This is a genomic window from Sulfuricaulis sp. (assembly GCF_041499725.1).
Lineage (GTDB): Bacteria > Pseudomonadota > Gammaproteobacteria > Acidiferrobacterales > Sulfurifustaceae > Sulfuricaulis.
Window position 1 is genome coordinate 1 of record NZ_JBGQKW010000023.1, and the last position, 13,184, is coordinate 13,184.

The 13,184-nt window shown below is 53.5% G+C and carries 13 protein-coding genes; all 13 read right to left on the minus strand.

Annotation, left to right across the window (positions count from 1 at the left end):
• Positions 1-456, minus strand: a 456-nt coding sequence (locus ACC569_RS05875) for a sugar nucleotide-binding protein (RefSeq protein ID WP_372522566.1), incomplete at its 3' end; no start/stop codon positions are given.
• A gap of 306 nt (positions 457-762) precedes the next feature.
• A complete protein-coding gene (locus ACC569_RS05880) occupies positions 763-1,530 on the minus strand; it encodes a glycosyltransferase family 2 protein (RefSeq protein ID WP_372522567.1) in 768 nt (255 codons plus the stop codon).
• A gap of 18 nt (positions 1,531-1,548) precedes the next feature.
• Positions 1,549-3,306, minus strand: coding sequence for a carbamoyltransferase (locus ACC569_RS05885; protein WP_372522568.1), 1,758 nt, complete (start codon positions 3,304-3,306; stop codon positions 1,549-1,551).
• Positions 3,303-3,824: a glycosyltransferase gene (locus ACC569_RS05890; protein ID WP_372522569.1), complete on the minus strand. Its 522-nt coding sequence runs from the start codon at positions 3,822-3,824 to the stop codon at positions 3,303-3,305. The genes ACC569_RS05885 and ACC569_RS05890 overlap by 4 nt, the downstream gene beginning before the upstream one ends.
• Positions 3,821-4,309 (minus strand): PssD/Cps14F family polysaccharide biosynthesis glycosyltransferase, encoded by a 489-nt coding sequence (gene pssD, locus ACC569_RS05895; RefSeq protein WP_372522570.1) that lies wholly within the window; start codon positions 4,307-4,309, stop codon positions 3,821-3,823. Before pssD ends, ACC569_RS05890 begins: the two co-directional genes overlap by 4 nt.
• Entirely contained in the window at positions 4,269-5,426 is a 1,158-nt protein-coding gene (locus ACC569_RS05900) for a glycosyltransferase (protein ID WP_372522571.1), read from the minus strand. Before ACC569_RS05900 ends, pssD begins: the two co-directional genes overlap by 41 nt.
• A 40-nt stretch (positions 5,427-5,466) precedes the next feature.
• The gene (locus tag ACC569_RS05905) at positions 5,467-7,176 is read right to left on the minus strand and encodes a hypothetical protein (protein WP_372522572.1); all 1,710 of its coding nucleotides are present in this window, start codon (positions 7,174-7,176) and stop codon (positions 5,467-5,469) included.
• A gap of 98 nt (positions 7,177-7,274) precedes the next feature.
• Positions 7,275-8,273, minus strand: coding sequence for a kinase (locus ACC569_RS05910; protein ID WP_372522573.1), 999 nt, complete (start codon positions 8,271-8,273; stop codon positions 7,275-7,277).
• A gap of 23 nt (positions 8,274-8,296) precedes the next feature.
• The gene (locus ACC569_RS05915) at positions 8,297-9,781 is read right to left on the minus strand and encodes a radical SAM protein (RefSeq protein ID WP_372522574.1); all 1,485 of its coding nucleotides are present in this window, start codon (positions 9,779-9,781) and stop codon (positions 8,297-8,299) included.
• 64 nt (positions 9,782-9,845) lie between these two features.
• The gene (locus ACC569_RS05920; protein ID WP_372522575.1) at positions 9,846-10,493 is read right to left on the minus strand and encodes a glycosyltransferase; all 648 of its coding nucleotides are present in this window, start codon (positions 10,491-10,493) and stop codon (positions 9,846-9,848) included.
• A 95-nt stretch (positions 10,494-10,588) separates the two neighbouring features.
• Positions 10,589-11,386, minus strand: coding sequence for a TVP38/TMEM64 family protein (locus tag ACC569_RS05925; RefSeq protein ID WP_372522576.1), 798 nt, complete (start codon positions 11,384-11,386; stop codon positions 10,589-10,591).
• Positions 11,383-11,964 carry an NUDIX hydrolase gene (locus ACC569_RS05930; RefSeq protein ID WP_372522577.1) on the minus strand — a complete coding sequence of 194 codons (582 nt, stop codon included), beginning with the start codon at positions 11,962-11,964 and terminating at the stop codon, positions 11,383-11,385. The genes ACC569_RS05925 and ACC569_RS05930 overlap by 4 nt, the downstream gene beginning before the upstream one ends.
• Positions 11,954-13,177, minus strand: a complete 1,224-nt coding sequence (gene lhgO, locus ACC569_RS05935; RefSeq protein WP_372522578.1) for an L-2-hydroxyglutarate oxidase — start codon at positions 13,175-13,177, stop codon at positions 11,954-11,956. Before lhgO ends, ACC569_RS05930 begins: the two co-directional genes overlap by 11 nt.
• Positions 13,178-13,184: the final 7 nt, after the last annotated feature.

Consider the following 13,184-nt stretch of genomic DNA (forward strand, 5'->3'; position numbering starts at 1 on the left):
CACCAGCCATGGACAGGACTTCTCCTGCATGTGGCGCTCAACCAGCGCTTTGTGTCGGCCATAGGTCAGAATCGGATTTACCGGGTCTTCCTCCGTCCACATACCGCGCGAGCCGTCGAACACCGCATCGCTGGAGGCGAACACCGGTATTATCCCGTGCTCGACCAGGTCGTCGATAACTGCGCACACGCTGTCGACATTCACTCGTGCCGTTCCCTGTGGATCGCGCGCGCAGGCGTCTATGTTGGTGATACCGTGAAACACGAAAGCATGTGTCAGTCCGACATGTCGTTTCAAAACAGAATCGGCAAGTCGCATATTGACGGCATCGAAAGCGAGGCCGCCCGCCACTGGCCTGTTGTTATAGGTTGCTACCGCGTTGTCCGGACCGAGAATCGAAAACAGGCGTGCGCCAACAAAACCGGATGCGCCGATTATGAGATAACGCGGTGCCATTATTGCTTCCCGAGACGGATTCAACCTTGAAACGCAACGTGTTGTAGCGAATTCATGTGCACCTCATTGAAGTTCCTTGCGAAAATACTGACGGACAAGTTGATAATGCGTCCGCCGGCCCCCTCAAGCCAAGCATGCACGAAATTCGCCAATGAAGCCCGCGTCACCGGTTACGAAAATTGCGCCCATGGCATTCATAGGTTCAACCCGGCGTTATGCATGCAACACGCGCGGCCCCATTATTTTTTGAACACGAGCAGCGAATGATAAATATTGTTTCCTTTCATGACTTCAGCCTTTTACCATTTATGCCGCACCACGCGACCGTAATAGAAATTGCGGCACGCGGGATAAAATCTTTCTAACGATAAAAAAAGGAGTAACAGGCAATTGGTGCTTCCGGCATGCACGATAGGCCTCAAGATTGCCTTCGAGGATATGCCACAGTCCCCGCGAAGCGCCACCGCTGCGCATGCGCACGAGAACCTTCGGGATATAGGCGGACGTTATCTTGTGCACCGCGAGCAAACGCAGGGTCAGCTCAAAATCCGACTGACGACGATAGACGGTGTCATAACCGCCATATTTCTCGTATACCCGCCTTTTCGCGTAAAACGTCGGATGCGCCGGCATCCAGCCTTTCTCGAAAAGCCCGTCTTGATAAGCCTGCGATTTCCAATAACGCACAACCTTGCTGGCATTCAATCTATCTACATAAATAAGGTCGCCATATGCCGCGTCGACATTATTTTCTTCAATCATGTCAACGATTTCCGTGAGCACATGAGTATCAGCATAGGTATCGTCAGCATTGAGAAAACCGACGATATCGCCGCTTGCCAGGGCCAGCCCCTTGTTCATCGCGTCATACATCCCCTGATCGGGTTCTGATCTGACCATTGTTTTTTCCCCCGCGTATTGACGGATGATGTCGAGCGTGCCGTCCGTCGAGGCGCCGTCAATGATAATATGTTCTACATACGGATAATCCTGGGATGAGACGGACAGGATGGTATCCTTCACCGTGGCGACATTGTTGTAGACCGCCGTGACAACCGATATTTTCGGCCTCACTGGGCTTTACCGCATGGATCAGCCATTGGCGGAATCGCGGACAAGCATCCAGTTTCCCAGAATCAATACGTCCATCCGGGTACGCAAAAAACAGTCCAGCGCCTCCTCGGGCCGGCAGACGACCGGCTCGTTCTCGTTGAAGGACGTGTTGAGCACCATCGGCACCCCGGTCTGTTCGGCAAATGCCTCGATCAGACGGTAATACCTCGGATTGGTATCGCGATGCACCGTCTGCAACCGCCCGGAACCATCGACATGCGTCACGGCCGGCACCTGCGCACGCTTCTCCTGGCGAATCTGAAACACCTCCATCATAAAGGGCACGTCGTCGTCCGTCTCGAACCATGCGGGGACCGCCTCGCGCAAAATGGATGGCGCGAACGGCCGGAACGATTCACGTCGCTTGATCTTGAGATTGAGGATGTCCTTCATGTCGGCGCGGCGCGGATCACCCAGGATGGAGCGATTGCCGAGCGCGCGTGGGCCCCATTCCATCCGGCCCTGAAACCACCCGACCACCTTACCTTCAGCAACAGCCGTGGCCGCGACACGACACAATTCGCTTTCATCGGCAATACGGTTGACGCGGCAGCCTCGGTGATTTATCGCTTCCTTGCCGGCATCCAGAACGGCGCCAATCTGATCGTCGCTGTACTGCGGTCCCCAGTAGGCGTGATTCATCACGGGACCTCTCTGCCCGGCTTGAAGCTGGTGCCATAAGGCCATCGCCGCGCCGATGGCGCCCCCGGCATCGCCCGCAGCCGACTGGATGTAAACGCGGCGAATCGGCGTGTGACGATAGATTTTTCCGTTGGCCACCGAGTTCATGGCGCACCCGCCGGCCAGCGCCAACGAGTCGATCCCATTGCGTGCGTGAAGATTGTTGAGCAAGTGAAAAAATGCCTCTTCATACATGGCCTGTACCGACCGGGCCAGATCTTTATGTTTCTGGGTCAATGGTTCTTCACCGGCGCGCGCCGGACCGAGCAGGTCTTCCAGGACCGGTGTATACAAGCGTCCGACAACCGGCGACCCGTTGTCCCAGGTATATTCAACCATTTCGCTGTGATGACGAAAGTATGAGAGGTCCAGACGAAAAGTCCCGTCGCCCTGCAATTTGACGATCCGGCGCATCTGGTCCAGATAACGCGGTTCGCCATAGGGCGCAAGTCCCATCACCTTGTATTCATCGCCGTAGTGCGGAAATCCCAGGTACTGGGTCATCGCCTGATAAAAGATTCCCAGGGAATGTGGAAAATAAACTTTGCCATCGACGTTTATCTGCGTGCCACGCCCAACGCCCCAGGCGGCGCTCGCGAAATCCCCGAAGCCGTCGACGGAGACGGCAAGCGCTTCGTCAAACGGCGCTACCAGAAAAGCCGAAGCGAGATGAGCAAGATGGTGCTCAACACGATACACATGCCCGACAAAACGTTGCTGCGGAAATTCTTTTTGCAACTGATCCTCGACGGACAATCGGCGGCGGCGATTGGCAAGACGATTAAGAATCAGCCGCGGATCCGGCCGATGGGTCACGGTAAACCAGGCCTTTCTCCAGAAGTTGGCGCCGGGGTCGCTGTTGATGGCCGCATGTTCGACGGCGGCGAGGTCGACGCCGGCCTCAGCGAGGCAATAGCGAATGGACTCGGAGGGGAAGCCGGCCCAGTGCTTGATACGGCGAAACCGCTCTTCTTCCGCGGCCGCAATCAGTTTTCCATCCTTGACCAGGCAAGCGGAAGAATCGCCATGATAGGCGTTAATACCGAGAATAATCATTCGCGATTCAACGATAGATCGCGGGCATAGTCGCTCAGCACGCGATCCACCATTCCGACCAAAGGCGGCAGGGGGTCCTGGGGGCCGCCGTCGCGATTCGAGAACTGCCGTTGCCGTGCCATTGCCTCTTTCACCGCCCGCTCCAGGTCATCCGGATTCTCCACCACGATCACCTTCCCGGCGGCCGCAAGCGCTTGTGCAAATTCGACCTGATGGTCGTTCACGTGCTCCCCGTATGCGGCGTGGCGCGGCATAATCACCGGAATTCTTCCTGCGCCGGCGGCGTGAATCACCGACCCTGCACCAGCGTGCATGATGAGCAACTCGGCATCGTGAACGTGCTGAACAAACTCCTCCATGCTCAGAAAAGGTACACGCGTACAGACAGGATCGTCAAAAGCGGTATAGCCATGCTGCACAACCACTGGCTGGGGCAGCTGTGCCACCACGTGACGGACTGCCTCCAACAAACGTCCGAATGGCTGGTGTGCGTTGCCGACGGAGACGAAGGTGCTCAAATCAGCGGCCCACCGTATTCACCTTTCGGGAAAAATGCAGATAGCGATTCCCACTGATAGAAAAACCGCTGAGCCAAACGATACATGATCCTCCCCGTGAGCGTTGCCGCATGGGTGCTGGCGATGGTTTCCACAAAAACAACTCTGGTGCGGAAAAAAAACCGCCCGATAATGGCGAATGGAACCGCCGGGCCGGCGCCGGTGCTCAGGATCACATCCGGCCGCTCACGTCGAAGAATCCATAACGCCTCCCACAGATTAAGAAAAGATTTCCAATCGCGCTCTGAATGGGCGATGAAGTAAGTTTTGCTTTGCATGTCAGCCGGCAGAATGGCCTTGTCATTCAGCACATAAAAATGCGCGTATTTTTCGTAAGCCGGTTTCAGTCGACGTACTTCCGTCAGGTGGCCACCGCAGGACGAGACAATACATATCTTCATGCGTTCACTTTCCCATCCCGCTGACAAGACTGGTGTAGACGGCATGCATGCGTCCGGCCACCGCCGCCCAGGAAAAGCTTTGCTCCATCCACTGCCGCCCGTTTTTCCCCATCTGGCTCAGATTCCGGCCTCGCATTTCGGTGATGGCCTTCACCAGAGAGGACGGGTCGTTTACCACCCACAGACCACATTGACGCTCCACCAGTTCTTTCCAAGGCGTTCCCTGACTGGCGATCACAGGGACTCCATGCGCCAGCGCCTCGGCCACAACCATGGCGAAATTCTCAGTATGGGAAGGTACCACACAGATATCCGCGTTCCAGAACGCCCGCGATTTTGCCTCGCCTTCCACCTGACCGGCAAACTTCACGCGCCCAGACAGCCCAAGTTCTGCCGCCAGCATTCGGAGTGAGGACGCGTAATCTGGATCGCCAGTGCCGCAGACGACGAGGCCAACCTTTTCATCGAGCCGCTTCAGTGCCTTCAGAAGATTCTCGATACCTTTCTTGGGGTCTAGCCGCCCGATGAAAAGCAATCGCAACGTCCCATCCGGCGCCCACAATCGATCGGGGGTCTCGTGGGGAATTTCCACTCCGTTTTCGACAATTTCCACCCGTACACGCGCGATTCGACGGTGGCTTTCTTCGGCTTCATCCCGGCTCGTCACGTGCAGCACGCTGCGTCGCGGATTTAGCAGACGGTTGCAGATTATCTCCCAGAATCGCTTGAACAGCGGCCGCGTCGAGCCACCCCACCGCTGCAACTGCCCGTGTGGCGACCAGACAACCGGTTTGCGGAGCAGTTTACACAGTAAAAGAGTGGGTATTGTTGAGAACGAATATACGCTGGTGAGATGTACTACATCAGCCCAACGGATCATGAAATACAGCATGGACAGCAGTTGCCCGGAAAACTCCTTACCCCACCACTTTCGGCAGTAATACACGTCATAACCTTCATGCCGGCGCACCGGCAGACTCTGTATTTCCAGACGGTTTTGTCGGCGGGGACCATTGCTGTCCGTCGTCAACACGCGGAGCTCCGCCCCTCCCGGGCGCGCTAGTGCATTGCAAAGCCCGAACAGCGCATAAATGGTTCCACCGAAGTAAGTAGCGGGGTAAAAAGTGGGCACGACATGAAGAACTTTAATCCTGGGATTCATGGTCTCCCCACTTAACTGTTATACGGTGTTAAAAAACACCTTATTTCCTGACAAACACATAATAATCCGGCCAGTGCAACAGATTTTCATTGAGGATGATGCCAGATGCTTTTTGCGTGGGCGACAATTCATGCGACAGGAGATACTTAACAAACGTTTTCAGCCCAACGAGGGGAACTGAAAGCGGGCTTTGGGTATAAAAAATAAGAACGTAATCCTTCTTAAGATTCTCGATGTATTCCCTATCATAATTCCTGAGGCTTTCCGGCGACACGATCAGGTAATCTCCGCGTTGAATTGAAAACAACGGACCGGGCTGGTATACGGAAAGAGGCAGTTGGGGATATTTGTAAGTGTGCTGCGGATCCACTGCATCAATATCCTCCGGTCTGTCAAATGGTGACGCCTTCCAGACCGGGGGACCGGGATTGCGTGCCTCGATGTCGGATTTTAAATCGAATTTCCGAATCGAGAGGCCTTTGAATCTAAGGTACTCGCCGGCGATGAAATAAGCGTGAGATCCGCGGTCCACGCCGTAAAAGAATATATTCAAGCGCTGACCGACGTACCGGCGATTAATATCCTCAACAAGGAAATCCATAGTTTTATTAAAGTTGATCGGTATATATTTATAGTAAGCAACATAGTGAACCGCGAGTGGAATGGCATTCATTACCAGAACAAACGCCGTAATGGAAAAACTCGTTGTCCAAAATACACCTCGCAGCGCACCCTTTTGAAGAAAGTAAAAAATAGGCGGCAGCGCAAAAAGATAAACCGGCAGCAGGTAATACGGACTGTACAATTTGAGGATAAAATAGACGCTCATATAAGCAACCCCTGCCGCGGCCATCGGATCAAGCACAGGATGCGCCAGGTCTTTTCTTACGAACACGCGAAACATGCGCCACAGCAACAGCGGGATCAACACCAGAGTGGGTAACGGGTCCGAGAAAAGCGCATAATTCGAAACAGTTTTTAATAAAGTCAGAATATTGTGGTCGGTCGCGGCCGATAGATAGATAGACGGCTCAAGACTTGGCATTACCATGATCAAATAAATACTAATATAAAGCACCGCGCTGCCGATCAGCAGACCATCCAGCAGCTTGGCCTTCCTATTCAACGTCTTCCAGGAGAGCAAAAGATGGCCGGCCGCGAATGTCGCCACTGCCATGAAAACCGGTTCCTTGTAATAAATCGCTACGTTGGCGCACAACAGTGCAAAAATGAAATAAATCGTCTGCTGGCGTTTCTGATAAAGCAGGTAAGATGCAAAGAACAGAGAAAGAAAGAACAGGACGTTCTTTTCAACATGAAACAGCTTGAAAAAAGCAAGCGTGAACCCAGGAGTCAGAAGAACAAGCGTGCCTGCAAGATAAATCAGCGCCTTACTCGTGGAATATTCACGGAGAATCCAGACGAAGATGCCCGCAAACAACAGCAATTCCGCCGCATTGAATGCAAAATACGCCACAGGCAAATGCGAAAATAGAGCGACAAGATTGTATTCCTGCCCGCCGAGCGGTCCGAACCGGCCGCCACTTATGTCGTTGTAATAGGGAAAATCTTTCATCCAGTACATGGGAAAGAATTTCCCGCTTTGGAGCGTGGGCAGAAAGGCGAATTCATCGTTCGGGCCCAGCTGGGGATGAATAAGCAGAAGCGCCGCATACAGAAGCGCGAGAAAAATAAAAAGCACTTTCATGCCTTTTCCGGCTGCCGGCGGTTTTGCAAAAAAGACAAACATGATTGTGCGGATCTCCTGTTATCCGTTAACTGAACGGCTGTTCACGTGTGATCAATAAAATAAAAACTTAAAGATCTCGCAAGGCGGGTCCGCTTCGATCAAACAAGGCCGCTTGGCTGATACAGAACAATTTTACTGCCTGAATTCTCAAAACGAATGGGCACGTGGATAAGATCCTTTAGTTGCTCCTTTACTCTCGCCTGATTTTCGGGAGGGGCGAACAACAGAAGGAATCCACCTCCACCGGCGCCCAGTATTTTTCCTCCGATGGCACCTACCTTCAGGGCGGCATCGTATATCTGGTCGATAACAGGCATGGAAACCATGTCGGAGAGGCTTTTCTTATACCTCCAGCCCTCATCCAGCAGCTTTCCGAATTCCAGCATATAACGATCCGGACCATTCAATATGTCCATCGCCTCGTTCACCATTTCCGCCATCTTTCGCAATTCGACTTCGCGATTCTTGTAATTGTTGATTTTTGTCTTTTCGACATCCGAAGATAACCGCGATAAACCGGTAAAAAATAACATGAGGTGCGATTCCAGCATCTGCTTTCTTTCCGGCGGCAGGATAATGGAGGTCACGTCATAGGTGCCATCGGTCTTGAACTCAACGCGGTTGAATCCACCGTAAGCGACAGCTATCTGATCTTGCGAGCCGACATTTTCCTTCAATATGTTCTGCTCAATATGAATGGCACAATCCGCCAGCTCGGCACTCGAGATGTATTTCCCGCTCAACGCCATGATCGCGTTGATCAAACCAACGGTAAATGACGAGCTGGATCCGAGACCCGACCTGGCAGGCAAATCGCCATCGTGGTGAATTTCCAGGCCCTTGTCGCATTTCAGCCATGTCAGAACGGCACGCACAGCAGGATGCTCGATATCCTGGATTACTTTGATGTTTTCAATCTTGGAATAAACGATTCTGTATTTGTGCTCGAAGAATTGCGGGAGATAACGACAGCTGATATAGCAATACTTGTCGATGGCCGTGGAAAGTACCGCGCCACCGTTTTCACGAAACCAGGCTGGATAATCCGTGCCTCCCCCGAAGAATGAAATCCTGAATGGCGTCCTGCTTATAATCATGTAATCCCGTCAGCGCGAATTAATTATGAATAAAGCTTCCGCTTCAACTTGATTTTGGTCATATCCTTAACATGCTGCACAACATCCGCGCCGAATTTTTTCCGGACCATCTCCAGGTATTTAGGATTATTGAAATATTTCATAAACGCCTCATCCCGGAATTTCAGCACCTCCGCTGCGCCCAAGACCTCCGTTCGCAGCGGTTTAGTTTCATAACTGTGCTGGGAATAGCCTATCCATGAATCGGGCAGCTCCCAGCCCTTTTCCATCGCCATGCGGTAGAGCTGGGAACCCGGATAGGCCATGGCAGAGTAGAAGTTGGCGAACTCGCAATTGGCCTCGATGGCCAGCTCCAGTGTATCCTGCATGGACTCTTGCGTGTCATCCGGCAGGCCGAATATGTAATTCCCGATGACGTAAATGTCGGCATCCTGGATTTTCTTGACTACTTCCAGAATCTGCGACGTCCCGAAACGACCCTTCTCCACGCCGTCGCGCACATGCTTGCTGCCCGACTCGATACCCAACGCGAGCCAGCGGAAACCGGCGCGCCTCAGTTTTTCCAGAAATTCATCCTTGACCGTATCGACGCGGGCATAAGCCCAGATATTGAGATCGTAACCGCGCTCGATGATCCGGTCGCAGATGCCGATGACATGATTTCGGTTGAGCACAAACATTTCATCGACAAACTTGATGTTGCGCACGCCGTACTTGTTGACCAGAACGTCGATCTCTTTGATGACCGTGTCTGGCGACCACATGCGGTACGAGGATTTTCCAAATGGAGCATTGATGCAGCAGAACGAGCACTTGTAAGGGCATCCGAGACTGGTATGAATCGAGACATAAGGTGAACGCTCGTGGATGCGCTCGAAGCTATGCCAGTTGTGGGCACGGTATTTTTCCATCGGCAGCAGGTCCCAGGCCACCTCGGGCATTTCCCGATCAAGATCGTCCATCAGTTCACCCGGCGGATTGGAGACGATACGCCTGTCGTCGTGGTACCAAAGGCTGGCTATGCCGCTGAATTTCGGGCTCGATGATTTCAACGCAAGCGCGGTTTGCAGAATGGTTTGCGGTCCTTCCCGGTCGCAAACATAATCGATGTTCTCCTCCCGCATGGTCCGCTCCGGCAACGCCGCGGGATGGGTGCCGGTCATCATGATCCTGTAGTTTCTGTCCAATTCCTTGAGCGCGGCACAGGTTTCGCCCGCGGCCGGCATGTTCTGTGTGGAGGCGGATGGCTGGAAACCGTATACCACCATCACGACCAGCACCGGTTTGTAATTCTCCATTACAAACCGGGCGACCCCCTGCGGACTCAAATTATGCGCCGGGGCGTCAATGATGCCAACGGACAGTCCTTTATTCCTTATATATGTCGCAAACATACCGGCCAGCGAAGGAGGCTCGATCGCCGAGAAAGTGTCGCCCAATTCCTGATAAACGGCCAACCTGCTACCGGGATTGATGAATAGCACGTCCACGTCTTTTTTAACTGCCACGAATTTCTCCCTTGATCCTCTTATCTATCGAATCCATGCGCACTCGTCATTTTCAAAAGCAAAGCTAGCGCCAACAGAACACTTCCCGTAGAAACTGAAAATAGTACGCCGCGCCCCATTTCAGTATCTTCAGCTTGCGCTCTCCGCCGATCCGCGGCGGTTCATCGCCCGGAATCTCGGCTATCTTGAGCTTCCTCTTGGCGGCGCGCACGGACAGCAAGGGCTCCCAGCTGATCCGGGTCTGAAACAGCTTTTCGGCCAACGCATAGCCTTCTTCATTGTTCAGTTCGAGATCGTACACGATCTGCTTTTTATAGGCCCGATAGATCACCATCGCGTCAGTATAATGGCCGCCGTGCAACAGATTGACGGTCCTCGTAAATAGCCAGTTGCCGAAACCGGTAACAACGTCATCGTCCTCGCTTTTCGCGCTGCCCAAATACCGGGAGACGATCACCATGTCATACCCTTCCTTCATTTTTTCAATGAGTGCAGGAATCAGCTCCGGAATGGAATTGCCATCGGGACTGAAGGTGATGATTGTATCGCCCGTTACATAGGGAAGCACTTCATTGTAGGCATGCCGGAAGCCGGGGCGTTTCTGCACATACACTTCATATCCCTGTCCCTTGGCCCATTCGATTGTGCCGTCGCTGGAGCCTCCATCGAGGATAATAATCTGATCGCACCAGTCGCGTTTGACCAGCGGCATGACTGCCTGCATGCCGTGCAATTCATTTAATGTCAGCACCAATAATGTCGTTTTCATTCGTTGATTAACTCAAAGCGCGATGAACGTTTTCCTGCCTATTGGGAGAACTTCTTGACTGCCATCTTCAATGCCACGAGTAGAGTCACCGCCAATGATATAGCCAGCATGTCTTTTACCAGCGTGTAGGCGTCCCCATGTAGAACAATGCCGCCGATGGAGGACCCGATGGCGGCGAACAATATACACAGCGGTGCGATGGAGAGCAGTGTGGTGACGATATAGCGACTGAACTTGATTCTCGTCAGTCCGAAAAAATAACTGGAAGGCCCGAACGGGAAAATCGGATTGATACGAGTAAACGCCACGGCTTTCCATTCTTTGCGTTGCATCTCTTCCCTGAGCCAAGTCCAAGCGGAATTGCCGAATTTCCTGTTGAGGTAATCCGATGCCAGATACCGGGCAGCCAGAAAAGCCAAGGCCGAGCCTGTACCGGCACCAATCACAGTCAAAAGGCCGCCCCAATATGGCCCCCATATTAGTCCGGCGCCCAGATTCAACGGCAAGGTAGGCACAAGGCACATGACCATGACGGCGTAGGCCACGGCAAAAACGACGGGGGCAATGACAGGATGCGATTTAAGAAACCACACAATGCTGTCCGGCGCAAAATAACCATATTGTCTCAGGGCATACAGCAGGACCGCCAACCCAAACAGGACGAGAGCCAGCCAGAAACGCTTGCGCCTGACAACTTTCTGAACAATCCGAAGAAAAGACCTTGCGCTTCCTTTCCTGCCGCTCTGCGACTCGAATGTCGAAGCATCGCGCACATCCGCGGCATCGAACAGAACGTCGTCATCGCCAGCGTCTTTTCGAGCCCTGGATTTTGTCACTTACTCAACCTTTCCCTGGATCTGAAGCATGTAATAAGCGTAGAAGAATCCTGTATTTCACCGGCCGCATGCAAAGCTGACAGTTGCGCTGGATCGAACAGGCGGAATTCCTTATGGCCGAATTCCTCGCCGCTGAATGGCCGGACAGCGCGGCAGCGATGGGCCACGAACAGATGCACCCGTGCGGCGAGTATCCCGGGTTCCGGGGCGAAGGTACCCAGTGATTCCAGGTCGGCATCGGCGCATAACAATCCTGTCTCTTCCTCCAGTTCACGTAGCGCGGAACTACGATCCGATTCGCCGGCATCGACGAAACCCCGTGGTATCTCCCACAGGTGACGCTGGATGGCGTGCCGGTATATGCGTAACAACCCCAGTTTCCCTTCAACTTCGGGCAGTACGGCTACACCCGTGATCAGTTCGCCGGTCCTGACCTTCGGCGCCACGACCAGATAATCGCGGACAATTTCCCCGTTCGGATTTTCCACGTCATCCAGGAATACCTCGAAACGGATGTTTTCGCAGGCCAGTCGTCGCTGGCGCAGTCGATAAGCATCCTTTTCCTTGTCACGCGACATGGGCGGTCGCCGAGGTGGTGTTGCATCGGTCAACGAGCAACTCGGAAAAGGCGAAGGCGCTGGTGAATGCCGGAGAAATGGCATTGAGCACATGCACCGAAGAGGGCGTGGTTTCAATCACAAAATCCATTTCAAGCTTTTGAGTCCGTAAATTGATCAACTGGGGTCGGATACCGACCTTCTTCGAAGGTACAAGATCGTCCGCCCGGATATCCGGTACCAGCCGGCGCACCGCTTCAACGAAATGCGTCTTGCGGTATTTCTCGATCTCGCTGTGCACCAGATGCCGGAAATTATTTTGATTTCGCAGGTACAATCGTGCAAGCTGCCAGCCGATTTTAATCCCCTCTCCCGTCCGGATGCCTTGGAGCACACCGTAATTCTCACGTCCAAAGGCTGGTATCGCCGTGGGGCCGGCATAAACATCATCGCTGATAACGCGCGTCAGATGCACGCCCAGAAAAGGCAACGAGATATCCGGCACTGGATAGATATTGCTGCGGACGAGATTTGCCCTCTCCGGCCGCAACGTATAGTAAAGGCCCTTGAACGGCAATAGCGTGTAATCGCGACCCAATCCAAATTTCCGCGCAATCCGGTCGGCATTAGCCCCGGCACAATTGAATACATGCCCGTATGAGTACTTGCCGGAAGCGGTATAAAGGCATCTGTCGCGCTCGGAGACATCCATTACCGTCTCGCCCAAGGCGAAATGAACCCCTTCAGATACAAGCAAGCCGCGCAACTTCTCCAACACCGCACGGCTGTCGATGACCGCCGTATCGGGACTGTAAATGCCGACCCGATAAGGATTAGCATGGGGCTCAATCTCCTTGATGCCTTTTTCGTCATGTCGTTCCGCGCGGATACCATTATCGCGCGCGTTCTGAAGCAGACGCTCGACCGTGGGCAGATCCTGCTCGCCGGTGGCGATGATCACCTTGCCGGAACGCCGGTACGGAATGTCATGCTCCTCAGCGAAGGCCATCATCCGGGCGGCGCCTTTGGAGCAGACCTTGGCCTTGAGCGTGTCCGCACCGTAATAAATGCCGGAATGCAACACACCGCTATTGCGGCCGCTCGCATGCCGGCCGAGCGATATTTCCTTTTCCAGCACAGCGATGCTGGCCTGGGGAAATCGCCTCCTCAACTCATAAGCCGTGGTCAGGCCGACAATGCCGGCACCGATGACAACGAAATCGAAAGACGCCACGAACCCA